This window comes from Roseateles sp. (genome assembly GCF_047654805.1).
In the GTDB taxonomy this organism is placed as follows: Bacteria; Pseudomonadota; Gammaproteobacteria; order Burkholderiales; family Burkholderiaceae_C; genus Pelomonas.
Window position 1 is genome coordinate 1,924,217 of record NZ_JASGIV010000001.1, and the last position, 26,877, is coordinate 1,951,093.

Consider the following 26,877-nt stretch of genomic DNA (forward strand, 5'->3'; position numbering starts at 1 on the left):
TTCAGCCCTCTACGAGCAGGTCGACGCGACGTGTCGCTTCCGATACGCGGTGCACCTTGGCGATGCCTACGCCCAGCGAGGACTTCAGGCGCTCTACCAAGGCCAGGGACGGCTTCACAAGGGATGCCATCTGGTGGACGCCGACCGTGGCCACCACCTGCGTGTCTGACACCAAGCGGAGGAGGACAGATTGGTCGGCACGCAGGCTCATGGGGCCGTCAACCTTGGCGCGGAACAGGCGCGTCACGCGCGTCGAACCAGAAATCCAGTCGTCCTGGATATGCGAGATGCCCTTGCGCCACCCCCTGGTGAATTGCGCCTTTTGATTCCGAATGAACTCAGTTCCCATCGACAAGCCCCTTCACTGGCAGCGAGTAGTACTTGGTCTTTCCAGATTTGCGCGCGACCAAGAGGCGCATTGCTTCGAGACTCGACAGCCTGTTATTCCAGGCCGTGACGCCCGTGCCGTCGTTGGACTGCTCGTGGGCGGTTTTCGCATCGGTTTCCCCAAGCTGTGCCACCGTCTTCAACGTCAGCAACTGCTTCGGCTCGAGGCTCCCGCGTACGCTCAGGCCGACGGGCGCTTCAGTGGTAATGGAGTCCGCGACAACGAAAGGACGGGATAGGGCTTGGGCGGCGAGATTGACCTCGTCCAACGCCTCGGCATTAAGTCCTACGCAGATGACGAGCAGCCCGCGCTCTGCCATCGCGTCCTGGAAGGGGCCAAACAGCGCCTCACGTGCCGCGCTGGCAGAAACCATCTCGACTGCAGTGAAGTCCAGGGCCATCCAGTTCAGCGGCCCAGCGTTTACGCGTTCAGCCGCAGCGAGAAGGGCGGGAACGGCGCGTTGCCCGGCGCCGGCGCCGACCAGAAGGGCAATGCCGGTTGCGGCGAGGACATCGATGACGGGCAAGCTCTTCATTCACTCATTTCCATGAATGAGCGAAATATAGGCCTAGTCGGCCGACCGCGCAAGTGCAGATGAACTCCTCACTACCCCCAGGTGCCGGCCGCTGTAAGAGGGCGCGTTGTGAAATATCTGGGGTCCAGCCGGGGGGAAGCCGGGCGGACGAACTTCGTGGGATGAACGCACGTGAGCCGTCTGTAGCCTTCGATGCGAAACATTCTGGTAGCTCTCGGCTAGCATCTCCGCCGGGTTAGGGCAAGTCCTAGCAAAGGGAGAAGAAGAGACGGACGCAGTCCGGTCCATCCGCTCCCGCGGCAATCACGTTGCAGGCGCGGGTGTGCGCGAGTCATTTCAATGCGCCGCCTGTCCGGTCGGACGCTCGGTGAATCAGCGGTCGACCGCTCGACCCGCTCACGCACACGTCATTTGCAGGTCGCGACGCCCGTCTCTTCAGCTTCATGTCCAGAACAGAGACTAAGGGAGTCAATATGTCTATGTCATTCGACCCGCCGAGCCGGCAAAACAGCGCCGGGCGTATCGAAGTACTGGTTCTCCGAAGCGATGGTGTCGCCAACCTTGGTGGGCCGGATGGGTGGGCCGAGGTCTTTGGCATCAGTGAGGACGTCGCCGGCGTTGACCGTCACCATGCGGTGGCGAAGCTGCTCTCCGCGCTGACGGAAGAAATTCGAATGATGGAGCGTCAACTGAAGGAAGCCGGCGTTCCCGATGATTTGCTCTTGCCGACAACGCACCAACTGGCCCAGTCCGCGTCAATCGGCAACCTGGCCAACAACTTCCACAACATCAGGTCGAATCATTTTGGCTCTGACGTCCGGCTGTCGCTGCGCTGGTTCAAGCACACGCTTCCCGAAGAGACGATTGTGGCGACTGCCGACGACCTTGCCGAACTTGAGCAGCTCCTGGCAGAGGTCGAAGGGAAAGTGGCAGTCGAAGGAATACCAGAGTCTCTGGCCGTGTTTGTTCGCAAGCAAATCGCGGCCATCCGCGACGCCTTGAGGCAGTACCCCATCGGTGGGCCGGTCGCTTTGAAGCGGGCCACGAGGGCGATGGCCGCAGACATCCACCTCGATGAAGACGAGATTCGTCAAGCTTCCCAAGCTGGCGACCCCAAGGCCGTAGCGGAGGCCGGCTTGACTCTACGGAAGGCCTGGGACAAGGCGGTGGTAGTGGCGGGTGACGTAGAGAAGTTCAGCAAGGCGGGGCAGGGCGCGTTGAGCCTGGGCACTGCGGTCTACAAATTGCTGACCAACGGATGACTTGCCGCTGAACCTGAGGGTCCCGGAAGTGGTCGCGCCCCGAGAGGAACGGGAAGAAAAGACACAAACATGTACCTGCAGAATTTACGCATCTCTGGATTCCGTCGCTTCAACAACCTCGAACTTCGGTTCAAGGACGGACTCAACGTCATCGTCGGGCCTAACAACGCGGGCAAAACCGCGGTCGTCGACGCGCTAAGGGTTCTTCTGGCCGCCAGTGATGAAGGAAACCTGAGGCTTACGGAGCTCGACCTCCACCAGAAGGAAGGCGGGGAGCGCAGCGCGGCGGCAACTTTCAACTTCGTTTTCAGCGGGCTTTCTGAGCAGAACGAGGCCGACTTCATGACGGCGCTTGTTCCCGTCAAGAACGACGTCGGCGCAATCGTTAGCTACGACGCCCAGTTCACCGTGCAGTACACCCAGGCAGAGCCTGGCGGTCGCCTCCGGCTGCGGCGGTGGGTCGGCCAGCACGAAGAAAACATGATGACGACAGAGATGCTCGAGGAGCTCCGCGGCATCTACCTCCAACCGCTGCGGGACCCTGCACAAGGCTTGAAGCCCGGTCGCATGAGCCAGATAAGCAAGCTCATCCAGAACATGACGGACAAGGCCCAGCGAGAGGAGGTGGTGAAGACCCTGAAGGTCATCGACCATGACCTCAAGACGAAGCCCCCAATTTCCTCGACAGGCGCTGCCATATCGGCAAAGCACGAGAGCATGCTGGGTGCCGAGCTTGCTCAACTACTCCAGCTTGACTTGGCTTCAAGTGACTTCAACAGGTTTGCCGCTCGGGTCGGTTTGGCCATCGGTGGCATGGAGGTGGAGCAGAACGGTCTTGGCTTCAACAACCTCATCTACATGGCCGTGGTGTTGAGCGAACTGGCGTTCAACAAGACCGCTTCTTACTGCGGGCTTCTAGTCGAGGAGCCGGAAGCACACCTTCATCCGCAACTCCAAGCGGTACTACTTGACTACCTCAAGGCCGTGGAGAAGCCTCAGCCCGGTGAACGCCCTGTGCAGGTTTTCGTGACCAGCCACTCGCCGAACTTTGCAGCACTTGCCGACATCGATTCCATCTGCTGCGTCTACCAGAGTCCTGCCGGCCCCGTGGCGTTTGCGCCTCGGGACATCACCTTCGGGAAGGGAAAGAAGGAGAAGCTTCAGCGGTACCTCAACGTCACACGTGCCGAGCTCTTCTTTGCGCGTCGTTTGGTGCTGGTGGAAGGCACAGCCGAGCTGTTCTTGCTCGATGCACTCGCTACCAAGGCGGGCTACGACCTTCGGAAGAACTCGGTCAGCATCATCAGCACCGACGGCCTCAATTTCGACGCGTTCCTTCCCCTCTTCGGTAAGGGTGCGATGGAAATTCCGGTCGCTGTCATCACCGATGCCGACCCTCCCGCCGACGTGTTCCCCGACGCAGGCACGCCACCCGCGTTGTCGGCTACAGCGCAGACCCTCAAGGACTGCGAGGACGAGGTCGTGAAGTGTTTCTTTGCCCACAAGACCCTTGAGTACGACCTCGCCTTGGACGCTGGTCGGCGTGCCCTGATGGTTGATTCACTCTCGGAAATGCACCCCTTGATTGGCGCCTCGCTGAAGTCGGACGTCGATGCCGCAGCCAACGACCAGGAGAAGGCGCGGGTGTTGTACTGCGGCATGTTCCAGCGCCCGGGCAATCTAGAGAACGTTCAGAAGGGGCGCTTTTCGCAGGTGCTTGCCTTCAACATCGCATCGTCCAAGGACGCGGTTCCAATCCCTAAGTACCTCAATGATGCCCTCAAGTTCGTGACTACGCTGGCGACCGGGACCGGCAGTGCTTGAGTTCAACGCGACGCCTGAGCAGCAGGCCATCATTGATGCCGACCTGAAGTCCATCGCAGTGGTCGCATGTCCGGGTAGCGGGAAAACGGCGACAGCTGTCCGGAGGGTTGCAGAGGTGCGAAGGAGGCTTGAGGGCACGCGGTCTCACGTCGCGCTCTTGTCCTATTCCAACATCGCAGTCGATACCTTCCGGGACGAATACCGAATGCTTAGAGGCCGGGATGGGAGCTCGGACAGGGTCGTCATCCAGACGGTCGATTCGTTCATCACGACGTTTGTCCTGCGACCTCACGGTAGCCGTGTGATGCGATGTGACCGAACGCCGTTCCTTGTCCTTGGCGGGGAGCACTTCCTGTCCAACTATCGCTTCGGCACTGACAACAAGAACCAGATTAGCCTGGAAGACCTTTCGCTCAGCCGGCAAGGCGGCAAGACGGTCTTCTTCCGTCGGCACAGAGGCGGTGGAGCATCCCAACTGGACGACGCGCACGTTGAGCTCGCGAGGAAGAGCTTGGTCAAGCTGGCCAAGGTTGGGGGGTACACCTACGCCGCTGGACGAGCCTGGGCGCTTCGGCTTCTGCAAAACGAGCCGCGCCTGACGGCTGCGTTGGCGCGCCGGTTCCCGCAGATTCTCGTTGACGAGGCTCAGGATATCGGGAGCTTCGAGGGCGAAATTCTAGACCTCTTGAGTGCCGCTGGAAGCACCATCTCGCTTGTCGGGGACTTCCACCAAAGCATCTACGGCTTCAACTTCGCGTCGGGGGAGTATCTGCGAGAGTTTTCGAAGCGCGCCGACGTGCTGTCCTTGCCGCTGACCCAGAACAGGCGCTCTGTGCCGAGCATCGTGTCGGTCGCCAATGCCCTAGCCGGAACTGTGTCGCAGCCCTTCAGGTCGACTGTGTCGCGCCCCTTTGGTGCCCACTATTGGCGGTACGACGGCGAGCAGCTGCCGCAGATGATGTCGGCCTGGTCGACGGCACTTGGCGCATCCGGCTATGGTCTTGATGAAGCGGCAGTGCTTTGTCGGGGGGCCGCACTCCTGGCAAAACTCGCCTCCGAGTCAGGCGACATGGGGAAGTCCGCGGTGAAGCACTTCGCGGCTGCGGCTCTTGAGCGAGAGCAGGGTGCAGACATTTTCGAGGTGATGGAGCACTGCGCGAAGGGCGTACTGAGTGTCGTCCGCGGCCTGCCCAGCTCGTTCATTGAAGACCTCAAGGGCTCACGCGGGGACGAGCAGTCCGTCAAGATGCGACGACTTGTATGGCGTCTGATTCGGACGCCGACGGCCGGAATTCCGCTGGCGACGCTTGCCGCGAAGAGCGCATGGCTGCCAGCGTTGAAGAAGAACCTCAACGATTGGCTCTGTGCAGTCGAAGCGCAGACCTCTTATGCGCGCGAGCCGACCTGGGACGCGCGTGTCAAGTCGACAGCTCTCCCCGACACAGGACCACTTCTTGCCGTCGACTTCGGCCAGAACTCTTGGTCTGGGATGCGCTGCGGCACCGTTCACTCTGCAAAAGGTGAAGGCATACCGGCGGTTCTCTACTTGACGACAAAGAAGGACCTTGACGCAATGGTTGCAGGCACGAAGGACGAAGAGGGCCGCATCGGATTCGTTGCCGTGACGCGGGCGCGCGACCTGCTGGTGGTGGGTATTCCCAAGAACACTGCTCCAGCGGTCATCTCTGCATTGGTCAGCCATGGGTTCGCAGACTGGAACCCTGGCACTGGTTCGAGCTCAGTGAGCGTTCCGACCGCATAGAGGAAGCCGCACCCGTGCCAAGCCCAGCTTCTCGCATTGGATTGGTGGTCGGCTGAACTGGGAGGAACACGGCGCTGATTTCTGAGAACCTAGCGCTGGATTCTTTTGGCGTCAGACTTCCTCGTCCTGCCCAAAGTCGCGGCTCAGACAGAAGAGCAACCCTCGGCAAGACGTTCGTTCACCCGTTGCAGCTTCCCGCTGCGCTCCCAGTTCACATGCAAGGTGGCCACCCGGGTTGAGCTCGTGCCGAACACCGCCGCCGCCTTGGCCCACGACCTCCCCTCGTGCGCCTTGAGACGCATGGTGTCCAGCGACTCTCGCGGTTGAGCGGCTGGGCGCTCCACATTGACGACGATGTCGGCCACTGCATTCCACTCTGCGTCGGTCAAGGGGACGTAGGGCGCGACACCCTCAACCTCTGGTCGAGGCGGGGGCTCAAAGAATCGAGCATGGCGGCTGGCGAACTCAAACGGCTCTTCTTCAGGCTCCACGCCCATCAGCCTGATGGTGTGGACGTAGTCCGTGCGTCCGCACGACCGGACCCCAAGCTGCATCGTCACCGTCGCGTCCGGAAGTTCCAGATGGAGGCGCCCCACCTTCGCCGCCAGATAAACGCTTGCCCAGGCCCTTCGCGCGCTCGGAAAGCAGAACATCCAACCCAGCGTGTCCTTGTGAAGTAGGCCCACCAGATTGGCCTGCCGCGGGAGGTAGTCTGGTATGCCCTGAACCATAACCTGCGCTACCTTGTCGTCCCAGGCACAGATGTCTTCGAGAGACTGCGGCTTGAAGAGGTGAGGGTAGATAAGGGTTCGCCGCCGGGCGAAGGTGCGAATCAGGGCGAGGGCCGGAACAACATACCGCCGGCCGGCGTTGTGGAAGACCCAGACGGTGTGGTTGTCGACGGCCGGCGGAGGAAAGTCCAGAGCGCACGCGTACTCTTCGAGCGAGCCGGGCCTCCACTCCTTGAAGTTGGTGCGCACGACGCCGTTCAGGCTCGCGGGCAGGTTTGGCAGCCCCTTCGAAGCGAATTCCGTGGGCACAACGGCGCTCGACCTGCCTTGTGTGTCGATGGCGTCCGCAGTGACGCGGCCATCCGCCATCGTTATTCCTGTGACCAGTTCCAAAGGGCTCTCCAAGCGCAACTTGGAGTTGTAGTGCCGGAACTTATCTGCGAGCTACTGGAGAGGCGTCGACTCGGTGCGGTCCCTGGCCTCGAGGCGCTCGCGGTACGACTTCATCGGCTTCTGCCTTCCGGCCGCAATCTCCTCGAGGCGTCGTTGGTAGACCTCGCTACCGCCGGTTCGGCGTTTGGATGCTGCCGACTTCTTGAACGCTTCCACCGTGGCGCAGGTCAACGGCAGCAGGGCCTTGCGGCACCTGAAGGTTTGCCATGCGCCGGATTCGGCCATCAGGAGCTCCAAAGTCGCTGTCCGACCTTTGCAAATCAGCTCGATAGTCCTGCGACGCACGAACTCCGACAGGCGTTTGTCCAACGCTGCGTAGTCAGCGGCCTTGCCGCCCGCTGGCTTGTAGGTGAACGTCGTCTCGCCAGGCTGGTGCTGGTCAAGAAAGGCCCCGAGCACCAGATGCTTCAATGGCGCGAACCGAGGCTGCACTTTGGCTCGCACCATCAGCGTTGGCCACGAGCCAGCCGGCTGTTCGAAATCAAGTCCCAACTCTGCCAAGCAGGATGGCCCCGCCGCGACGCGCAGTTCATGAGCGAGCTTCGCGCTGGCCACGATGTGGCCAGCACCATCGAATCCACGTTCGAGGGCGCTCCGCCGGTAGACCGCGTGCCAGTCATCCTTGAAGTCCCAACCCGCCCCGACGGTGGTAGCGTTAGCCCCAGCCTCGACTATCCACCTTGGGAAGAAGGCTTCCTCAAATCGTTCATCGGCGAGCTGGCGATGCGGCAGCGGGGCAAGCATCAGCTTCGCGAGCGACTTTGAGGTGTAGGCGGGCTTGCTGAGAATCTTGTTGTGCTCTCGGCAGACGATTGAAGCGGGCAGGCAGTGGCTTCGTCGCCAATAGCTCTCACCGAGCTGCCTGTAATCCTCGATGGCGCAGTCTGGGCAGAACCGCAACTGCGGTGCCGTGTGGGCCACTAGAGCCCCAGCGGTTGCGCCGGCGGCGCCCTCCCTCAACAGGGTCGCCTGGTACTTCCGCGCGTTGTGCGAGGTCATGTAGGCCACCGAGAACGGAAACACCGTGTGCCCCCATAACAGCTCCTCAGCATCCAGCCGACTGTGCCTGGCAAGTTCGGCCAGCCCGTTCGGCAGAAACACCGTGGACTGTCGTTCTTCAGCGATGTCCAGCCGCATCAAAAGCCGAGAGGGCGGCAGGCCGCTGTGTAGGCGAGCGCGCATCAGCAAGCTGCCGATGAGTTCGTCCTTGTAGGGCGTGGGAAGTCTCATGCCAGGCAAATCACGTCCTCGATGTTGGGGAGAAATTTCAGCTTGTTGAACTGCTCGAAGACGGTTGTGCCTTCCACGGCCGAACGCACCAGCGCCCGGCGGAAATCCTCGGGACGCTCTTCCAGTCCTGCGTAGGCCGGCGCGGCATCGCCCGCAGCCTTGCTACGCGCTGTCTTTTTGCCGACGGCCTTGGGCGGGGTCGCCTTCTTTGTGAGCTGCTTGACAGCGTCAAGGAGGTCTTTTGCATTTCCGTCCGTGGCTACTTGACTGGCAAGTGCCTCTGCGTCTGCCGGCTCGATACCCATGGTTTCTGCAACCTGAGCCAGTTGCGCCTCGAAGCCTGGCGTGCCTGGCCTTGCTAGTGCCTTCAGCCCGCGCTTGACACGAGATGCGCGTGACAGGTCCTCCACCGTCTCCTTCACCTTGAAAAGCTTCAAGTCATCGAATTCGGCCATCGCCCTGTCGTCGCCGCTGCGAAGCGCGCTGACCATCGGGTGGACCAGCTTGAACTGCTGCTCATAGACCGAATAGAACAGCTGCTCGCTGAGCGTCTCGCTGCCATCCAGGATTGCTCGAGTCTGGGCAAGTATTAGCAGCTTGATGGCCAGGTCGATGATGCCTTGCGTGCAGTCATAGATGACGTCGAGCAGGCCCTCGCTCAGCGGTACCGGATTGCGAACCCACATGTACTGCCAGAGGACGAACATGAAATCGACCCACTCGCCGGGTGACTCGGTGAGCTTGCCTTCTTCATTGACCGTACGGTTGTATCGGGGCAAAGGGTTCCAGTCACCCAGACCGGCCGTGCTTCGACGCGCCATTCGGAGGTCTAGGCCAAGAACCTTCCGTGCCTTGGGCGTGCCGACGAAGAGGACCGGTGTGTTTGACTTGTTGGCGAGGGTCGTCAGCTCTGTCATCACAACCTGGTCTTCCTTGCGGCTATTGGCCGCGTTCTGGACCTCGTCAGGCACGAGCAGACCCACAAAGTGCTTATTCATGAGTCGTCGCACCGACGACTGCAGGCTTGACTCGGACGGGCGTCCCTTCAAGACATAGTCCTCGTAGTACGTGTTGTCCGGAATAAGCTCCGAGATGGCCTCGATGATGCTGGTGAGGAGAGACTTCACGCCCTTACCGTCGCTCGGCATCTCGAAGTGCAGCCATGGAATCTGGTAGAGGTCGAGCTCGGGGTGATAGATGACCCTGGGATACCTCGCGAGGCAGCGCTGAATGGTCGTCGTCTTGCCCATACCCGGCACAGCGATAAGCGCCTTCGACAGTTTGGGCGGCACTGTGTTGTAGGTTTGGCGAAAGCGTTTTTGAGACCGCTCCTCGTCCTCAATCTCCTGGTACGTCGCGATATGTTTCGCAGAGAACGGCTGGCGACCGACGCAGCCCTCCCGCATCATCGAGTCCAGCCCGAGCCCTAGCTCGATGTGCGAAGACAGGGGAATCATGATGTTGGTCAGGCTCAGAACTTCCTGCAGACGCTCGGCTCGAGACCAGTCTCGAACTCCCTCTTCAAGCGGGGGAACGAACTTCAGCGCCTCAAACAACTCGTCTTCCTCAAGTGGCAGTGGCAGGGCCTCAATGAGCCGATTGCCGCTGTAACGAGCCTGCTTCTGTGGCTTGTAAGAGGCCACGGTGATGGAAACGGGGGAGGTGGGTGAGTTCATCGTTAGATTCCGCGCATTTGCCGGCGCTGCTGCGCCAGACGTTCCTGCAGCGTCGGCGGAGCGCTTGATGTGGCTGGAGCGGGGGAAGCGGAAGCCGTAGGCTCGGCTGCGCGGATGGGCACGACGATGGCGCTTGTGGTTGGCGCTGGCTGCGCGACGGGTGCGGGCGCATGCGCCGGCGCCGGAGCGCGCACGCCGCCATTGGCAAGCTGTTCGGACTTAAGTTCACCTTGGCGGGCTTCAGCCGTGTCCTTTAGACGACCAGAACGGGACTTTCCTCCAACGACCGCCTTCATGGCGGCCTTCGCTCTGGCAGTCGCCGGCTTGGTGTTGTTGCTGTACTCGAACATAGCTTGGCGGCGGACCTCGTTGGCATCTGCCGTCACTCTGCCCACGTTGTGGAAATGCTGGCGAACTTCCTTCAAGGAGTGGTCTTTGAACTGCACCGAGTCCTTTGACAGCTGTGCAACAAACGACTCACCGGAGCCGTTCGGCGAGTAGATGATGATTTCGTTGACGAGCCGGAAGTCGTGAGCAATCTCGACGCTGTTGCGCGCTTTACGCCCCTGGATGAGCCAACCGCGCTCCAGTGCTTCTGGACAGAGGTAGGCAAGTTTCTCGAACATGATGGCGTCACCGGTGATGGTGGCCTGGGCACGTGGAAGGAGTTCTTCACGAACTTTGGCAAAGTCAGCGCGCGCGAGGTAGCCCGACCGTGTGCGAACGCCGTGGTCCCACAGCTCCCGCGGGATGGGCCGCGTGCCGTCGTCTGCCTGTTCAATGGACAGCGGATAACCCACTTGCATGCGCTTGTTGTGCGCGATGATGGCCGCAACGACGACCGCCGTGAATTCGTGGAGAGTCTGGCAAGCCTCGTTGTCACGATTCACAGCTCGGCGTTGCCGCGCGTCGGCATCCGGTGTGTACGCCGGGGTATCAGGGGCGATGATTTGGTGCAGCATCTTGAAGCCGCATTCGACCAAAGGCTTCCAGTCGGGGCGTAGGCCCGGCACGTTGCTCAGCGTGCTGCGAAGCGACCGAGCAATACGGCGCGCCGTCTTGCTTGTTAGCTCGCCCTGGTCCGCGAGGAATTTCATCGGCACTACACCCTGAGCGGGCCAGTCGTAGGGGTCGTATGGCAGGCCTAGCTTTCTGCAGAGCTCCTGCTTGTCCTCCCCGAGGCTCACAATTGCCTGCATCGCTGCCGTGTAGCAGGCGTGTTCGAAGCCCAGGTAGAAGCCGACGATTAGGCGAGAGAACCTGTCGATGAGAAGGTAGAGCGTCGGCTTGCCGACGATTTTTCTTCGGTCCTTTTCCGATACCAACTTGACATCAACGATGGTGGCATCGAACTCATAGATGTGACCCGGACCAAGACACTCAATCTGGATGGACCCGTGTGTCGAGCGGTCTTCCTTGGCAAACGCTTTCTCGCCCTTGCGACTCACCAGAATCGTCTCGCGTGGGTAGGTCGTCAACAAGAAGTGCCGCAGCTGTTTGTAGCTTGGACACTCGCTCTCGTGCTTCAGGCAAGTAGCCCCGTTTCCGTCCAGAAACGTGTAGTGGGTGTTGTGGAGGTGTTCAAGTGCGGCCCGCAAAGTTCGCCGCGCTTCCTTGTCGAAGTAGTAGGCTTCGATGACCTCGCGCATCTTGGCCAAGTCATCTTCAGTTAGTTGGTACGGGCGGCGTACCTCGAGGGGCTGCTCCGTGTACTTGCTCTCTTTGTGACGTCCGCGCCCTTGCGTTCCAGGCTTGTTGGGCGCGCCACTGTTTGCATAGTGCCCGAGCAGGGCGTTCAGGGTTTGACCGCCTTGCCACCAGCGCCGCAACGCCTTCAGAAGCGTCTTTTCTGTTCCACCGCCTGGCTCCGCGGCGCGCAGTTTCAATAGTGCGTGGCGCGAGCTCGGCTCCATGATGCCGGGCTCGTCGATGAGAGGCTGGATGCGCGAGAAGGTCTCGTCAGCAATCCGGATGCTCGCGAGAGATGGCGCACTGGATATGGTGTCCGTGGCCAGCGCGACCGCGCCCTGTGCCTGCTGCGGCCGATAGTGCTCCTCCAACTGCACGAGGGACACCCAGCAAGGTAAGGCGAGGGGGCTTGAAAGCTCGATGAGCCAGACACCTTCTGGCCGCTCAGTGTCTGCGGCGCTAAACCGAAGGAGTCGGTAGCGGTCTTCTGCGCCAGCTTCGACGACGATGTCATTTGGGTAGTGCATCAATTGCCACCTACGTTGGCCAAACGCAGCCGGCTTGGCAGGGCGCTGGCATGGACACAACTCATCGGTGTCTGCCACGGCGCCGGGTTGTTCAGGTCGATGCTCAGAGCGCGTTGGGACAGGAGCATGCGCGCAATGCGCAGGCCCGTGCCTGCCTCGAGACCGTTGCGCCTGTCGTAATCGATGCAGTACTCGCTCAAGGGGCCGTCATACCTGCGCATAGGGATGTCTTGCAGCATCCGCGTCATGTGGTCGGCGTAGAAGTCCTCCCAAGGTTCGGCCTCGAGTTCCTTCAGTTCGCCGTCCTCAATCCATTCCAGCGTGCGGGCCTTTTGACCTGGCAACAGCTCTTTGACGAGCAGACGAAACGGGATGCCCAACGCCTCGCACGAGCTGCGTTCAATCTCAAGCTTCTCAACGGTGGCCACGTCTTCCAGGTCCTCGCTAGTTTTGACGCTGAAGGCCTCAAACGCTTCGCTTCCGTTGACCACCTTCGTGACCAAGAAGTCCAGCGTCATCACTACCGGCACGTGAGTTCGCGGGTAGGAAGGGTGTCGGATTCCCAGGCTGCTTGCAATCTCTCGGGTGATGTCGCGGTCCAAGGGGTACTGCTCGCGGATGTCCACCACGTCGTGCGCCCACTGCAGCAGGAGAAAGGCTTGGTGCTCGCCGTCCGAGAGCAGTTGATGCGTTCGTCCCGTCTTCCGACTCCAGGCCTCGTGCGTCCGGCCCTGCGAATAGAAGTCCGTAATCCAAACCCACGGTATGTACGAGGCCAACCTGCCTTGTCCGCGCCCCTCCCGCTGCAGCTTGAGAATGTGGTCCTCCGACCATTTCTTGACACCGCGGCTCATTAACAAGCCTTTTGCACTGGCAATTGCTCTTTGACCAGCACGCGAAACGGTATGCCAAGCGCCTCGCAGGAGCAGCGTTCGATTTCAAGCCTCGCAACTGTGGTGCTGCTCTTCAGGTCCTCGCAGGCCTTGATGCTGAGCGCCTCGAACTCTTCACGCCCGTTGACCTTCTTCGTGACCAGGAAGTCAAGCGTCATGACCAGCGGCACGTGCGTCCCAGGGTAGACGGGGTGGCGGATGCCCAGGCCCTTCGCAATCTTTCGGGTGAGGTCGCGGTCCAGTGGGTACTGCTCGCGGATGTCGACCACTTTGGGGTCCCGCTGCAGTAGGAGAAAGGCAGCGTGCTCGCCGTCGGAGAGCAGTTGGTGTGCGCGTCCGGTCTTCCGACCCCAGACCTTGTGCGTCCGGCATTGCGAATAGAAGTCCGAATCCAACCACGGGATGTACGAAGCCAACCTGCCTTGTCCCCGCCCCGCGTGCTGTAGCTTGAGGATGTCGTCTTCCGACCATTTCTTGACGCCGCGACTCATGGGCGAGCCTCGGTGTGCGGGAGCGATAAAGGAAGTTGGCTTGTTGAGCATGTGAGTCGTTGGAGGTGGGTCTTCTAGGGGAAGGCAGCGGAAGAGTTGTTCGACTGCTGCTCGTCTAGAAGTTGCACCGGCTCCGGTTTTAAACGGCCAACTGATTCAAGGTAAAAGCATTTTATACGACGCCAATGCGTCGTATACGACGCATTCGGGATGGCTTGACTCGTATACGTTATAAATGTCTCCTATGAGAGACAAAAGCGTCCCAGCTGTAAATCACCTCCGCTCGAAGCCGAAGGTCAACCCGGGACAGGAGTGGGAGGCCGAGGCGAAGGCAATCCTTAAGGCCGAGCTGGCGCGTGCCGGTGTCAGCTACAAGGAGCTCGCGCTTCGGCTCGAGGCAATCGGCGTTGCCGACAATGACAAGGCGATAGGAACGCGCGTCAGCCGCGGGAAGTTCGCTTTCACGTTTTTCCTGCAGTGCATGCGCGCGCTGGGCACGGAGTCGGTTGACTTAGCTGAACGCCGCCGGCTGCCGTAGAGTCCGCCGGCGGAGTTGTTAGCCTGGTCAGCGAGGGAAGTCGTCGTCGTCGTCGATGATGTCTGTCACTTCGAAGCCGCGATGCCCGCGCAACGGCGAGAAGCAGGGTGCCTATCCGTCAATCTCGACCGACGGGGGGCGCACGGGGAGAACGCCGATTTCAGAGACGCCGAGGCACTCCCAGTGGCGCCGCTGCTTCTGATTTTTCGGCTAGCCGCCTGAGGAGCCTGGTGGACATGGCCATTTAGGCGCGGCGACTTTTGACCTAGGCAGCTTGGTTCAGGCCTCACTGAAGTTGTGGGCTCCCCGCGCCGCTACGCGGGGAGCGGAACCTTAGGACAGTCGAACTGCTCGTGCTGCAACGGGCAGGTACAGCCACCGCTGGCTCACAGGCTTGCCGGTCGCGGCGAGGAGAGCGTGGCCATAGGACTCGAGCTGAGGGCCGTGTGCGGCCACCAGGTCCTCGTCTCTGGTGGCACCCCCTGGGTTCGATTTGTGGTCCAGAAGAACCCATCCGTCGTTCTCTTCAACCACCAGGTCGATGCGGCCACGGATGCGGGTCCCGTTCGGACCGTCCGCTTCCACTGGCACCTCGACATGAATAGGGCAGCCTGGCCAGCGCTTGGCCAACCAGGCCTGGAACGCCGCGACCTGGGCGCATACGGCATCCTTGTCCACGCAGTGAGCGACGGCCCAGGTCTTCAAGATGCGTTCGACTTCCGGCGCTGACACGCCGCCAAGCACTCCTGCGCGTGCGATGCACAGGTGGAGCGCCGTGCCCAGCGATGCCATGTCCGGTTTGCCCGCCAGGCTCAGCCGCATACCGATGGTGTCTGTCTCGGCGACCTTGAAGGCTCCGCCCGAGGCAGAGCTTGGGCGATGCCACAGGGGCTCGGCTTGCATCCGGGGCCGCGCGTTGAACCAGTAGCACGTCTCGGGCGCCTTGGCCGGCGGCTCGACGGCGCAGTTGTCCTTGCTCCATAACGTTGTCAGGCGTGAGAGCTGCCGGCCGCAAGGAAGCGCCACGGCTCCCGAGTCGCCGAACAACAGCTCAGTTGCGCCTCGAATCTCGCCAACCCATGCACGCCCAGGTCCTCGCGACCGAACGAAGGACACTGCCACGTTCATGTCACGTGCGCGAGTCAGGCCCACATAGAGCAGCCGCTTGTTCTCCGCCAGGGCTTCTGCCTGCATGGCTTGACCAGTTGCGCTGGCCTCGGCGTTGAGCGCGGCCTGGGGTTGGGACCGCTTGCCCCAAGTCTTTAGCCAGCAGTGGACGAAGCGGTTGGCCAGCGGTTGCTGCGGGTCGAAGGCGCCGACGGTCCTGGCGCGGACGCCCCATAGCGAGCTGCGTGCCGTCGCATCGAGGCTTGTCAGCACGACGACTGGCCATTCCAGACCCTTTGCCCCGTGATAGGTCAGGACTGTGACCGAGTTGTCTGCAGAGGTCGCACGGTTGTCGTCCTCAGCGCTGGCGAGTTCGTCCAGCCAGCGAAGCATGCCGCTGACGGTTGCCGGCCGCTTCGCGGCAACGCACTCGTCCTCGAAAGTCTTGCCGAACTCGACCAGTGCTTCGACATTGGCCAGGCGGTTGCGGCTCTCGTGAGGAGAGGTCGACCATTGGCCGACCAGACGCGCCACCTGAGACTCGGCAGCGGCAAGTCGCAGGGCCTCCTGCGGTGTCAGGGCGTTGAGCGTTGGGCGCAGCTCTTCCAATCGGGCCAGCAGCGGATGGGCGTTGTCGCCGGTCGTCTTCCAGTCGTGGGACTTGGCGCCATCGGTGGCAAGGTGCCGCAGTCGGTCTTCGAGCCATGTCTCGACCGGCATGCCTTCGGCCAGGGTGAGAACCAGCGCCGTGGCGACCGTGTCGGTCGGGTCGTTCATGCGCCGCAGGCATGCCATCACGTAGATGGCCTCGGCAGTCCCCAGCAGGCCAGCGCGTGGGCTGGCTGAAGGGATGCCCCAGCGGGTGAGCGACGTGACGGCAAACTCGACCTGGTCGTTGTAGCGGCACAGCACCCCGACATCGCCGGCTTGAATAGGTCGCAGCTGCTTGGATTCCTTGTCCTCGACCTTGACGCCTGAGTCCAGCAGTTCCCTGACGGCTTGACCAAGCCCCAGGTAGTCCGAGTCGTTTCGGCTGCTCTCGAAGCTCCAGTTCAGGAGTGCTGCCTGGTCCGGGATGTCCTTTCGCAGCGGCTGCAGCTGAACCTGCGCTGGCGTCAGGTCGGGCTCGAACGCAGACCCGAACACGCCGTTGGTGAGCGCAACGAGCCCCTCGACGGAACGCCTGGAAGTATCGAGGGCCTTCCCAATGGTTCCGCCCCAATCCTTGATGGCGCCCAGGACGCCAGCGATGAGGCTCGCGTCCGTGCCGCGGAACCCGTAGATGGCCTGCTTGGGGTCGCCGACCCAGACTGACCGCTTGGCGAGCTTGGCTAACTCCACGAAGAGCGCCAACTGAAGGGGGCTGGTGTCCTGGAACTCGTCGACCACGATGAGGTCCAGCTCGGCCGCCAGGGCTTCGTGGACGCTTGGCTTGGTCCTCAACGCCCGGAGCAGCAGAACCTCCTGGTCGCTGAAGTCCACGGCGCCCAGGGCCTTCTTGGCCTGCTCGTAAGCATCAACTACGTCGGCGGCCAGGTTGAACACCAAGTCCAGATACCGGCGCACCTCGGCATGAAAGGCGGGGTGAGACTCGTGGGCCTGAGCGGCGGCCTTGACTGGCTCCACGAGGTCCTTGACCTTGGCGCCAGCGTTCAACCCGGCAGCGCCAATCCAGTCCGGCCAGCTCCAACGGTTGCTCTGGAAGCGGCGGTCCAGCTTTTGGATGTCCTCGAGCCCATCGGTGAGGTTCTTTGCGACCTTTGCGCCGGCAGCCAGTTGCTGTTCGACGTAGGCGGCCACCTCCTGGTGCGCCTTGGCCAGAGCGGCCACCAGCGCGTCGGTCGGGTCTGGCCCAGCCGTCGGAGCAGGCCAGTTCGCGAGCATCGCATCCGCGTTCTGGACACCCATCGCGCGCAGCTCCGTTGGTGCGATGTCATTGTCGAGTGCGGCCTTGACGACCGCCTCGACGGTCTTGGACCAGTCCGCTTGCTCGATTCCGAACCGCTCGGTAAGCCAAACCAGTTCCGCTTGCGCGGCGGCATCCATGGACTCGGCCAGGGTGGCTTTGAGCAGCCGCTTGGATTGGCCTTCACCCAGGACGGTCTGGTCGGGCGACAGGCCCAGCTCGAAGCAGAACCGCTTGAGCATCTGGCCGCAGACGCTGTTGACGGTGCCCAGGCGGGCTTGGCCGACGGCGGTTGCCAGGTCGATGCGTCCCTTCTCAAGAAGCCAGGAACGGGCGCGCTCTCGCAGTTCGGTGGCGGCCTTTACCGTGAAGGTCGTGGCCAGGATGGCGTGAGGCCGTGCTGCACCGGACTCGAGCGCTTGGGCGAGGGTCTCGGTCAGCTTGTAGGTCTTGCCGCTGCCCGCGCCGGCGCTGATGAACTCGATGTTGTTCGTCATTCCCAACCTCCCAGCAAGACGAGGTGGTCGCGTTCGAACTGTCCATTCGGCCCTTTGACTGGAAGAGTGCCATCGGGGCCCTGGAAATCGCCTTCCGGCTCTTCCGGAACTACGTCGATGGCCCCGGCATCCAGCTGCTGCTTACGCCAGTTCCAAGTTGCACGCGCCCGGTCGAGCAGTGTGGCGACGGTTACCCCGTCTGGCGGCCGTCTTACCTGAGCTTTCGGGAAGATGTCGGCGGCAGTCATGTAGAGCGCGCCGCTTTCCAAGATGAAGTAGCCGAGCGCGGCTGGAGCGGCACCGTTCGTTTGCTCGACGAGACTGGAGTAGAGTGCCAACTGCAGGTGCTCGCCGGAGCGAAGCAGCCCGGCGTAGTAGTTGTCGCTCCGCCACTTCATGTCGAGGGCGACGGTTCGCTTGTCACCGAGCGTGACCAGCAGGTCAATCTTGCCGACCAGCGGTATTGCACCCAGGGTTCCGGAGAACTCGACCTCGGTTTGAACTTGAGTGACGCCGGCGGACCTCAGGTGTTCGAGGAGACTGCAGATTGCACCTTCGCAGACCTTGCGGAAGTGCTGTTGACTGACGCCAGCGCCCTGCATCAGCAGCAAGGCGCCTTCGGTCTGCAGTAGCGTGTCGGCCTCAGTGCGGAACCAAGCGACGGCATCGGGGTTCGACCAAGTCAGCGCATCGGCGTGCGCGAACAGCTTCTCGAATACGCGGTGCGCAAGGGTGCCGAGCAGGCGGTTGTCCTCCTCCACCGCCAGGACAGAGGTGGGCTCCAGGTCCGCCACTCGCTTCAGGACGAACAGCGCAGGGTCGTTGAAGAGCTCGTTGAGCGAGGTGAACGACTGCGCAGAGTCACCAAGTTGCACGGGATGCGGGAGTTGGACGAGTCGAGGTGGCGTCGGCAACGGTTGCGGTGCCAGTGCTGCGGCGGTGGTCCCGATGAGCGTGGAGCCTAGTGCTGAATCAAGGTCGATAGCGGTGCTCTCGATTGCGGGCAGCAGCTTTTTGAGCAACTGGCGAATCGGATGCACCTCGGTGCCAGGAGGTGGGCAGGCTAGGACAAAACGCTTGCGCGCAGTAAGCAGCGGGCGAAGCCATTGGGAGGCCAGCGACTTCAGCTCCCGTGCCGGGTCTCGCAGTTGGACCCCCAGCTGGTCGAGAGCTTCCACTTCGGACGGCGACCAAGGAAGCGGCGAGGGCAGGGAGGGGGTGGAAGGCATCCACCAGACCACTTCGTCCGCAGCCTCAATACAGGCGGCCGGAGTGCTAGCGGAGCGCATGCAACCAACATGCGAAACCGAGGCAGGGTTGGTTGCCCCTGCGGGCGTGGCGTGGGCGACTAACTGCTCGATTTGCCGAGGCAGCACCGTCGCCAGGCCTTGACCGGCGAGCTCGGCCAGCGCCTCATGGACGGCTGCGCACTGGCGGTGCGCCGCCAGGAAACTCGCCACTTCGTCAGACTCACCCGTAAGGCGCCGCCGCATCGCTTCTTTCAGTCGGTCAACCCGAGCGATGAGTGCGTCGACGGGCACTCCGTTGTTGCGTGTCCAGCGCTCGGATTCCAGCCAGAAGGCGATTTCGTCAACGACTTCCTGGGCATCCTCCCCCGTGACCAGCTTGGCCTTGGCCGCAGTCCAGGCCTCGCCGCCAAGTCCGGGCTGCTTGGCGACAGCGCGGGCGAGTGTCCTTCTAGCGCGGCGGCTGAACGGGCCGACCGGGTGGGTGAGAAAGTCCAGCAGCCTGTTGATGTCGAGCGGCGCCCAGCACAACTCCAGAGCAAGGGGCAGCGCCTGAAGGGCAGGACGGAGCTGGCTCGGGCGTTCGAACCCACAGTTGACCCCGCCAGTTGCGGACAGGGACACGTCGAGGCCATCGCCTGAGTCCTCAGCCAGGACCAGCCGGTCTCCCGGCTCGTGCGAGTTGAGGGCGCTAAGCCAGTGCTCGGCGGTCGTGGCCGTGAGGGCATGCACCAACAGGACGCTACCGTCGGGCGGCGCGCCCAAGTCGCCCACCGGCTGACCAGCCAGAACGGCCAGCGCCTGTTCTTGCACCGCGCGGAGCTGCCCTGTGCCCTGCGGCCCGGGGAGACGGACCCCAACGGCGGGCAGGAGGTCGAGCACTTGACGCCAGAGTAGAGGGAAGTCCTCGGGCGGGTCGACGAGGTGAACCGATTTGATGGGGCCAGGGCCGGATTCGCGCAGGGCTTGCACAACCAAGTGCAAACGCTCGGCCTCCCCGGGCGGGAGCTTGCCTGCGGCGGCCGTCTCGATGGCGGAAAGCTCCTGAAGTCGCGAAGGGTGCGTCGGCTGTGCGCTGCCATCCCAGCCGCCGAGGCGCCACTCGTCTCGCCAGTCCAGGAGGCGCGCGGCGGTGCCGATGCTGTCGGCCTGAAGCGAGTCGCTGTAGAAGCGGGAGCCGTTGTCGTGAGCTCGAAGGAGGCCAGAGTAGATGGCTACTCGCTTTGCCGACGATGCCTCGGGCGCCGCCAAGCCAAGGTAGGTTTCCAGTAGGGAAAGGAAGCCCAGCCGACCGACAAGGGGGCTGTTGAAGAAATTCGTCGGTGATGGACCCTGGCGGGCATCCAGGAACAGGCCGAAGGTGACATGCATGCTGAAGTTGACTCCCCTGAAGGCAATCGAGTGCAGGCGTTCTATTGCTTCTTGGCCACCTGCTCGAATTCGACAAGGTTAGCGTCAGCTTTCGCCACAACCCATAACGGCTTAGAAAATTAGGAGCTGCTGGGCCTCATCAATCTTGTGGACTGCTCGTGCGGCGCGGGCAGCTGTTCGTTACCGACCAACCAGCGGGAGCGACTTTGCCGTCAACGAATCGAGAAAGAGATGAATCAAGTAGGCCGGAATCGCAGCTTGGCCGAGGGCCTTGAACAGCTCGCCGCCTGCGGATTCGGGCTGCCATTTGTTGAGCTCATGCAGCGCTACGCCGAGAAGCGCGGCGAATGCGAGGCTGTGAAAAAACTGGCGGTGGTTCGGCGAGGTTGCAGGCTCCAGGATGTCCGGCAACTTGGTCAGGAAGGCGGCGGCTGTGCCCCGTAGCAGCGGTTGGGCCGTTCGGACGCCGGCCTGCCGCTCTCGCTCGGCCAGGAACACGCCGGTGGCGAAGCCGGCAACAACCTGATGGGTCGGCCCGTTCACTTCTTGTGCTCCTTGCGCACGCCTTTGAACGGTTCGCCGTCCTTTTTCTGGTCCATGAACTGGCCGTTGCCGGCGTCGCGCTTGGTCCAGGTCTGGGTGGTCGGGTTGAAGACCTGCGAGCGGTCACGGACGGCGCCGCGGCGGGCGTTGTCACCGATGGGGGCGTTCTTGGCCATGTTCAGGTTCCTTTCGCTTCAGGCGTCGATGGTGTGAGTCCAGCCGGGGAGGCCGTTCTGGGAGAGGTAGTCCACCAGCGGCGGGCTACCGAAGAACTGAGTGCGTCCACCGGAGGTGAAGGCGAGGGCGGACTGCTCGACCCGCAGGTTCGAGGCGCGTGCCCGGGCGGTCAGCTGGGCAAGCAGGCGGGCGTTATCGCCTTGCGAGCCGGACGACGAGCGGGCGTCGAAGACCGCAAAGTTGACCCAGCCGCCGTTGGCTGCGCGCTCGCGCAGGTGGGCAAGATTGATTCGCATCGTGCACTCCTTACTTGGACCTATCCCAAGCCTGGAAGGCATTCTTGCGAGGGCACTAGCTCAAAGAGTGACCTACTGAACTGCCGGCGGGCGGTTTTTTGATGCTGCGGCGCACAAGGCAATGTGCAGCCGCTCCCGTAGCGAGGGCGGGCTGAGCACTTCAACCTCGGGGCTGTGGCGCAGCAGGTCCATGACCAGTTCTTGGTCGTTGGAGTAGGGCACCTCCAAGACGTAGCTGCCGTCGCTAAGTCGCTCGCTGGTCTGGCCGTGATGCCATGTCTCCTTGTCGACCCATTGGGCCCGTTCTGGAGTGAATTTCAGACGCGCGCGGTGCTTGGCGGCGCCGGCAAAGATGCCGTAGCCGCCGCGGAAATGCTCTTGCATCTCCTGCTGGCTGACCTCAACCGCCGGCTCAGCCAGAACCTGCACTGACTGGATTGATTCCAGCGCGAAGGAGCGCAACGCATTTTTCTCGTGGCACCAGGCATCGAGAATCCAGTTCTCCCGGTAGTGCACGAGCTGCTGGGGAGAAATCTCCCGGTCCGACGACTCTTTCCGGTCGCGGTTCCAGTACCGCAGACGGAGGCGCTTGCCTGACAAAAGCGCTCCAGCAATCGTCTGAAAGTGCTTTGGCTCGACCTTTCGGGGCGCGAAGTGAATCAGTCTGAGCTTGCGCTCGATGGGCCGAGCGGACTTGGTGCCTTCCGCGAGCATGCTGCGAAGGCGCGTCTTCAGCGGGCCCACATGCTCTTCGAGGAGGCCAGGCTGGACGCCCTCCACCAGGTGAAGCATGGTGAGCAGCGCGAACACTTCAGATGAGTCAAACCAAACACCCGGCAGCTCGAACCGGCCGCCCTCGGCAAGGTCGTCCCGGATGACCCAGCCGCGCTTCTTGCGGTCCCACTCTAGTGGGCATCCCAGGCGGTCTCTAAGGAATACAAGGTCCCGCTTGACCGACGCTTCGGAGACCTCCAGTTCGTCCACGAGGAACGCCATTGGCGCTGCTCGACGCTTTCGGATGAGCCGCACGATTTTGGTGATGCGCTCGATGCTGACCTTGGACACGCGACGCCTCCCTTTTGCGGGCCGCCTCGTTGGGGCCGGCTCTCGTTCGGTGGATATACCAAGCGCGGCGGCTAGTCAGCTCGAGAGAGCCGGAATGCCTCCGCCGCAAAACACATTGTCAGACCGCCGACACGCGGTAGCAGCAATTGTCAATCCGAAGCCCCGCGTCTAGAACTTGGACTTTGTGCAGGCGACGATTGATTCCAAGGCCTAGGCCTTCAAGGAGACGATGCTGCTGACTGCGCACGTGCGTGTCTCTGAGGTCATCCTAGAGGAGGCCGGCCACGCTGTCCGCCGGTAGTAAGTGCTGGGCATGCAGTCCCCACGAGGGCTTCGCCCGTTAGACAAACTCGTCTAATGGCGTCTAACGGCGCCTCGCAGGCGTCAGGCGACCTCGGGCGCCAGGGCTACCCAACCGAGCGCTTCCTCGATGGCAATGCGGTATGGCGTGCGCACCTCGGCCGGTGCCTTGGTCACATACTCCTGGGCCCGCGCAGAGGTTTCGTCGTCAAGTCCGCGCAGGTAGTCCAGGACATCGTTCGCGTCCTTGGCAACTTGGCCGTAGACACCTCGGAACTTCGGCCGGAGCGCCGTCCAAACCACTGCGTCGAAGCCGTTGTCCTTCGCCCAATCTGCGATGGCCGACGCACCTACGGGGTATCGCGGCGCAGGACCTGGCCAGACGCCGATGGCTTCTACGCCACTGCCTTCACGGCCAGCCAAACACTCCTGAGCTTGTTCGGCGGAGTTGTACGCGAGCTCCACGAACTGTGTCGGGACCTCGACCGCACCGTCGACAAGGACCAGCGTCAGCCGGCCATCTTGAGACTGTCGGGCGAACTCAAGGGGGAGGTTCGGTCCGCCTTGCTGCCAGGGGCCGGCGAGATGCAGACCTTTCGGATTCCAGACCAGCGAGCCCCAACCAATGCAAGCAATTCTCATGAGCGGAGCTTAGTGGCAGTGACGTTGAGAGCACGAACAGGCTGATGAGCCTGCAGTCATCCCGGTGCGCGGCCGCACGTCCCAGACAGGCGGCTACTTGTTGTTGAGTATCAAGTCGACGACCGAAGGAGGTGCATCGACGCCTGGTGGCTGCCCAAGCCATCGACCGCCGGCACGAACAAACGCCTCAAGCTCGGTTCGCAAAGCTCGCGGAACGACCATGAACTCAAGGTCCATCGCTCGCGCGAGTTCAACGAGTGTCGACAACTGCGGGTCCACCGCGCCAGTCTCGACTTTGCTGACGGTTTCGCGAGTCACGCCGGCTTTGTGGGCCAGCTCGCCCTGCGTGAGGCCAAGGGCCCTTCGTAGCGCGGCCAAGTCCTTTTCGATGTGCGTCATGACTCACATTTTGGCATGTATGTGAATCATGTTTCACATGCGGGGCGGACGCCACCCAGCGTATGGTGCAAGCCTTTGAGAACTCGTGTGCACAACCGCTCAAGCCAACGAGGAACGGCAGCGGGACATTGCGTTCAACGGTTACTACTGAGATGCCCTATGACTGAGGAAAAATCCAACCTTCGGGCAAGTGGGGGCGGGACGCCATTTACTCGAGAGCAGCTTTACGAACTCGTCTGGAAAGAGCCCATGCTTCGTATCGGCGAACGCCTCGGGGTCTCGTCAAGCTACATGGCCCGCGTCTGTACCGAGCTTCGCGTGCCTCGCCCACCGCAGGGTTACTGGGCACAAGTTGAATTTGGCAAAAGTCCAGCCAAACCACCTTTGCCGAAGGCGCGTCCAGGGGATGCCCTCGAATGGACCCCCGGGGTTTCCGTCGGTACTAGCGAAAGGTCGGTAAGAAAGCAGGCAAGGGTGTCCGGTTCTCAGACCGGTAGTGAAGAGACCGTCTCGCCGAGGGCGGTCCAGCAGCGAGGTGCTCGTACTACGGAGAGAGTTGAGAAGTCTCATCCGCTTTTGGCTGGTATCAAGCCATTCTTCGAGAAGACGCGCCCCTCTGACACCGGAATTCTGCGGCCGTTCAAGCGGTTGATGGTGGATGTCATGGCTTCCAAGGAGGCGCTTGATGCCGCTCTGGCCGCCGCTGACAGGCTCTTTCAGGCACTAGGCTCTCGCGGTCATCGAGTGACCATTGCGCCAAACAGTGAGCGCTTCAGACGGGCGGCGGTTGACCTGCGGGAGGTTCCTCGGAAGAACGACTATCAAGGTTCTACGTGGTCCCCGGACCGACCAACTGTGGTGTACATCGGCGATGTACCCATCGGTCTGACTTTGTTCGAGATGACCGTGGCGACGGAGATGCAATACGTCGGGAACAGTACCTATGTCCCCGTGAGTACGCTCACGCAGGCGCAGCGTCACCGCTATCAACAGTCAAGGTACTGGACGCACACTCAAGACAAAGCGTCGGGACGTCTCCGATTGCAGGCGTATTGCTTGTCTTGGCAAGTAGGCTGGGTGAAGCAGTGGACGGAGAGCAAGCCCGGTCAACTGAGCACGTTGTTGTCCAACATTGTGCAAGAGCTCGAGACGGCCGGCCCGGACCTAGCAAGGCAGATAGAGGCCGCCAAGATAAAGGCTGACGAAGAACGACGTAAATGGGAGGAGGAGGCACGCCTTCGCCGCGAAGCCGAGGAGCGCGCGCGACAAGAGAAGTTGCGTCAGGAGTCCCGCAAAGAACTGCTGGTCGCTATTGCAGCGTGGGACGAAGCGCGGCGTGTAGATGCCTACTTTGCAGAAGCCGCGGCAGCGGTGGACCGTCTTGACTCCGCAGCGCGACCAATGCTGCTTGAACGCATTGCGGTCGCGAAGGACCTACTGGGCCGAAACGAGCCGCTGGACCTTCTTCTTCGCTGGCGGGGGCCGAGCGAGAGGGGGTAGCGCCGGCATGCATCCGTCATGCACTGACTGCGCAGTGCCCAGCTCCGCTGCCGGCAGCTATCGGTCAACCCCGGGCCGCGCCGCTCGCATCACAAGCTCACCGTCACTGTCGCGCAGTGCCTGCAGCGGGGTACGTGGCCGCCCGTCCTCTGTGAGAACACCGTCGATGGTCTTCCCTGGCAACGCAAGCGAGCCGCGCGGCGTCACGAAAAACTGCCACTTCGTGCCGCCGCTTGCCTGACCAAGAAGTTGGGACACTGCCTCAAGCTGCGCGCGGTCAAGCGAGGCGTCGAGGAAGAACGCGGGGTAGCCGCGCAGCCTTCCCTTTTCGACGTAGAAAAGGCGTTTCTCCGCGACAGCTGTGTCGACCTGGTCGGGCGACCATCCCGCTCGCTGGCAGAACTGCGCCGCGTCGAGCAGTTCTCCCGCAGCCAGCAACCGGGCAACGGCGTTTGTCATGGCGACACACGTGCGTGCGAACGCACACGATGCTCGAGTAGCAGCTGCAGCGCTTCTGCGGCCAAGCGCTTGACCACCTCGCTCATCTGCTGGACCTGCCAGCCGCCTTCAAGCCGTTCGTTGACCTCCGCATCGTCGATTTGCCTCACACAGAGCGCCGATATGGATGGGTCGACCTCAAACGACATCCCGCAGGCGTGCCGAACGCGAAGCGGATTCGCGTCCTCAACGACCCACCATGGCCGCCAGTTCGAGTCATCTTGCTTTGCCGGACCGCCAAATTCCTGCGGCCTGCACCGCCCCACCTCCAGGATGCAGCGTTCACGGTCAGGATGCGACCGGATTCGGTCCGCGGCTTGCACGTCGAGCTCGACCACGTTCTGAATCATGCTTTCCAAGACCAGCTTGATTTGCCGACGCCATGCGACAACGGCGGCTGCCTGCGGCTCGGGTGCAAAGAGGCCTCCTGCGACTTCGCAGGCAAGCCGGGCTTCGAGCACAGCTTCCTGGCTACCGAAGCGCGCCCATAGTTCGTCGTGTGCCTGGTGCGCGATGGTGGGGTCGTCAAACGGCTCGAACACGCTCCAGCAGAACCAGACGTCGAACAGGCGAAAGGTGAGCCCACCGACACGGTTGGCGCAGTCGGGGAGAGTGCGACCAACCATCACGCACGAATCGTGGAGCTGTGGGTTGTCGCGTTGAAGCTCAGCGGTCAACGGCGGCAGGCCGGCGGCTGACCAAGCAGCACGGTACGCCGCGCCGATGGCATCCAACCAAAGGCTGACAGGCTTTGGGGGCCGCTCAGGTGCTACTCCATCCGGCAGACCCGCCGCCAGCGCTGCATCATGCGCTGCCAGCACGTTCCATTCTCCGAAGTGCTTGTCTAGAACTGAGCGCGCTGCTCGACGCGCGAGTTCTTCCTGTTCCGCGTCGAAGGGGCTGTTCTCGAACCACAACGAATACGCGTGATGGTCCACGGCGACGGTCCTCAAGCAGCAGCTGCGAATTCTCGCCACCGCGCCACTTGTGCCGGCACATGGCCATCACGCTCGGCCTGCTCGGCGACCCAGGCCTCTCGTTCTCCGACCGACCGGGCCAGTTGGGCCTGCAACTCCGGCATCGTCGCGATGCAGCGCTGCGCACGACGAATGGCTGCGCTGAACTGCGGACGCATCGTGAGTAGCGCCTCCAAGTGCCCATCGTGCCGTTCAGGACATACCTTCCACCAAGCAACGATGCTGTGCGGGTCGTTGAGGTTCAGCTGCATCAAGCACTCCTTCAGCCAACGAAGCGCGTTGGCGGCACCAGCCGAGCGGGACCGTTGCGGCATGGCTTGATGCTACTGTATAAAATGACAGCATTGCAAGCG

Annotated in this window: 24 protein-coding genes; 5 read left to right on the top strand and 19 right to left on the bottom strand. The window is 62.2% G+C overall.

Annotated features, from left to right (window positions below):
- Window position 1: 1 nt before the first annotated feature.
- Both QM732_RS08535 and QM732_RS08540 read right to left on the bottom strand, forming a co-directional pair.
- Window positions 2-349: a hypothetical protein gene (locus QM732_RS08535; protein ID WP_415655743.1), complete on the bottom strand. Its 348-nt coding sequence runs from the start codon at window positions 347-349 to the stop codon at window positions 2-4.
- Entirely contained in the window at window positions 339-923 is a 585-nt protein-coding gene (locus QM732_RS08540) for a hypothetical protein (protein ID WP_415655744.1), read from the bottom strand. The genes QM732_RS08535 and QM732_RS08540 overlap by 11 nt, the downstream gene beginning before the upstream one ends.
- 479 nt (window positions 924-1,402) lie before the next feature.
- Here QM732_RS08540 and QM732_RS08545 point away from each other — a divergent pair, with 479 nt between their 5' ends.
- The 3 genes from QM732_RS08545 (at window position 1,403) to QM732_RS08555 (ending at window position 5,771) form a co-directional block, all read left to right on the top strand.
- Window positions 1,403-2,185, top strand: a complete 783-nt coding sequence (locus QM732_RS08545) for a hypothetical protein (protein ID WP_415655745.1) — start codon at window positions 1,403-1,405, stop codon at window positions 2,183-2,185.
- A gap of 69 nt (window positions 2,186-2,254) precedes the next feature.
- Window positions 2,255-4,009 (top strand): ATP-dependent nuclease, encoded by a 1,755-nt coding sequence (locus QM732_RS08550; RefSeq protein WP_415655746.1) that lies wholly within the window; start codon window positions 2,255-2,257, stop codon window positions 4,007-4,009.
- Window positions 4,002-5,771, top strand: a complete 1,770-nt coding sequence (locus QM732_RS08555; RefSeq protein ID WP_415655747.1) for a UvrD-helicase domain-containing protein — start codon at window positions 4,002-4,004, stop codon at window positions 5,769-5,771. Before QM732_RS08550 ends, QM732_RS08555 begins: the two co-directional genes overlap by 8 nt.
- A gap of 143 nt (window positions 5,772-5,914) precedes the next feature.
- On the opposite strand, the gene QM732_RS08560 is transcribed toward QM732_RS08555, so the two are convergent.
- From QM732_RS08560 to QM732_RS08585, 6 genes are read right to left on the bottom strand one after another with little or no spacing between them, the layout of a single operon-like run.
- Window positions 5,915-6,895 (bottom strand): hypothetical protein, encoded by a 981-nt coding sequence (locus tag QM732_RS08560; RefSeq protein ID WP_415655748.1) that lies wholly within the window; start codon window positions 6,893-6,895, stop codon window positions 5,915-5,917.
- Between the two features lie 51 nt (window positions 6,896-6,946).
- Window positions 6,947-8,185, bottom strand: a complete 1,239-nt coding sequence (locus QM732_RS08565) for a TnsD family Tn7-like transposition protein (RefSeq protein ID WP_415655749.1) — start codon at window positions 8,183-8,185, stop codon at window positions 6,947-6,949.
- Entirely contained in the window at window positions 8,182-9,861 is a 1,680-nt protein-coding gene (locus QM732_RS08570) for an AAA family ATPase (protein ID WP_415655750.1), read from the bottom strand. Before QM732_RS08570 ends, QM732_RS08565 begins: the two co-directional genes overlap by 4 nt.
- A gap of 2 nt (window positions 9,862-9,863) precedes the next feature.
- Window positions 9,864-12,077: a hypothetical protein gene (locus tag QM732_RS08575; RefSeq protein WP_415655751.1), complete on the bottom strand. Its 2,214-nt coding sequence runs from the start codon at window positions 12,075-12,077 to the stop codon at window positions 9,864-9,866.
- The gene (locus QM732_RS08580; protein ID WP_415655752.1) at window positions 12,077-12,931 is read right to left on the bottom strand and encodes a TnsA endonuclease N-terminal domain-containing protein; all 855 of its coding nucleotides are present in this window, start codon (window positions 12,929-12,931) and stop codon (window positions 12,077-12,079) included. The genes QM732_RS08575 and QM732_RS08580 overlap by 1 nt, the downstream gene beginning before the upstream one ends.
- Window positions 12,931-13,461: a TnsA endonuclease N-terminal domain-containing protein gene (locus QM732_RS08585; protein WP_415655753.1), complete on the bottom strand. Its 531-nt coding sequence runs from the start codon at window positions 13,459-13,461 to the stop codon at window positions 12,931-12,933. Before QM732_RS08585 ends, QM732_RS08580 begins: the two co-directional genes overlap by 1 nt.
- Window positions 13,462-13,705: 244 nt before the next feature.
- On the opposite strand from QM732_RS08585, the gene QM732_RS08590 reads away from it, so the two are divergent.
- Complete coding sequence (locus QM732_RS08590; RefSeq protein ID WP_415655754.1) at window positions 13,706-13,999, top strand: DUF6471 domain-containing protein; 294 nt, start codon at window positions 13,706-13,708, stop codon at window positions 13,997-13,999.
- A 333-nt stretch (window positions 14,000-14,332) separates the two neighbouring features.
- On the opposite strand, the gene QM732_RS08595 is transcribed toward QM732_RS08590, so the two are convergent.
- The 8 genes from QM732_RS08595 to QM732_RS08630 form a co-directional block, all read right to left on the bottom strand.
- Complete coding sequence (locus tag QM732_RS08595; RefSeq protein ID WP_415655755.1) at window positions 14,333-17,509, bottom strand: UvrD-helicase domain-containing protein; 3,177 nt, start codon at window positions 17,507-17,509, stop codon at window positions 14,333-14,335.
- Window positions 17,506-20,127 (bottom strand): PD-(D/E)XK nuclease family protein, encoded by a 2,622-nt coding sequence (locus QM732_RS08600; RefSeq protein WP_415655756.1) that lies wholly within the window; start codon window positions 20,125-20,127, stop codon window positions 17,506-17,508. Before QM732_RS08600 ends, QM732_RS08595 begins: the two co-directional genes overlap by 4 nt.
- 180 nt (window positions 20,128-20,307) lie before the next feature.
- Window positions 20,308-20,670 carry a metal-dependent hydrolase gene (locus QM732_RS08605; protein WP_415655757.1) on the bottom strand — a complete coding sequence of 121 codons (363 nt, stop codon included), beginning with the start codon at window positions 20,668-20,670 and terminating at the stop codon, window positions 20,308-20,310.
- Window positions 20,667-20,846 (bottom strand): hypothetical protein, encoded by a 180-nt coding sequence (locus QM732_RS08610; RefSeq protein WP_415655758.1) that lies wholly within the window; start codon window positions 20,844-20,846, stop codon window positions 20,667-20,669. The genes QM732_RS08605 and QM732_RS08610 overlap by 4 nt, the downstream gene beginning before the upstream one ends.
- A gap of 18 nt (window positions 20,847-20,864) precedes the next feature.
- Complete coding sequence (locus QM732_RS08615; RefSeq protein WP_415655759.1) at window positions 20,865-21,143, bottom strand: hypothetical protein; 279 nt, start codon at window positions 21,141-21,143, stop codon at window positions 20,865-20,867.
- Window positions 21,144-21,215: 72 nt separating this feature from the next.
- Window positions 21,216-22,208 carry a helix-turn-helix transcriptional regulator gene (locus QM732_RS08620; RefSeq protein WP_415655760.1) on the bottom strand — a complete coding sequence of 331 codons (993 nt, stop codon included), beginning with the start codon at window positions 22,206-22,208 and terminating at the stop codon, window positions 21,216-21,218.
- Between the two features lie 384 nt (window positions 22,209-22,592).
- On the bottom strand, window positions 22,593-23,150 hold the full coding sequence (locus QM732_RS08625; protein WP_415655761.1) for a hypothetical protein: 558 nt from the start codon (window positions 23,148-23,150) through the stop codon (window positions 22,593-22,595).
- Between the two features lie 93 nt (window positions 23,151-23,243).
- Complete coding sequence (locus QM732_RS08630; protein ID WP_415655762.1) at window positions 23,244-23,549, bottom strand: helix-turn-helix transcriptional regulator; 306 nt, start codon at window positions 23,547-23,549, stop codon at window positions 23,244-23,246.
- A 576-nt stretch (window positions 23,550-24,125) separates the two neighbouring features.
- On the opposite strand from QM732_RS08630, the gene QM732_RS08635 reads away from it, so the two are divergent.
- Window positions 24,126-25,049 (top strand): hypothetical protein, encoded by a 924-nt coding sequence (locus QM732_RS08635; protein WP_415655763.1) that lies wholly within the window; start codon window positions 24,126-24,128, stop codon window positions 25,047-25,049.
- 57 nt (window positions 25,050-25,106) lie between these two features.
- Here QM732_RS08635 and QM732_RS08640 read toward each other — a convergent pair whose 3' ends face one another.
- From QM732_RS08640 to QM732_RS08650, 3 genes are read right to left on the bottom strand one after another with little or no spacing between them, the layout of a single operon-like run.
- Window positions 25,107-25,508, bottom strand: a complete 402-nt coding sequence (locus tag QM732_RS08640) for a hypothetical protein (protein ID WP_415655764.1) — start codon at window positions 25,506-25,508, stop codon at window positions 25,107-25,109.
- Window positions 25,505-26,485: a hypothetical protein gene (locus QM732_RS08645; protein WP_415655765.1), complete on the bottom strand. Its 981-nt coding sequence runs from the start codon at window positions 26,483-26,485 to the stop codon at window positions 25,505-25,507. The genes QM732_RS08640 and QM732_RS08645 overlap by 4 nt, the downstream gene beginning before the upstream one ends.
- An 11-nt stretch (window positions 26,486-26,496) precedes the next feature.
- Window positions 26,497-26,838, bottom strand: coding sequence for a hypothetical protein (locus QM732_RS08650; protein ID WP_415655766.1), 342 nt, complete (start codon window positions 26,836-26,838; stop codon window positions 26,497-26,499).
- Window positions 26,839-26,877 lie beyond the last annotated feature (39 nt).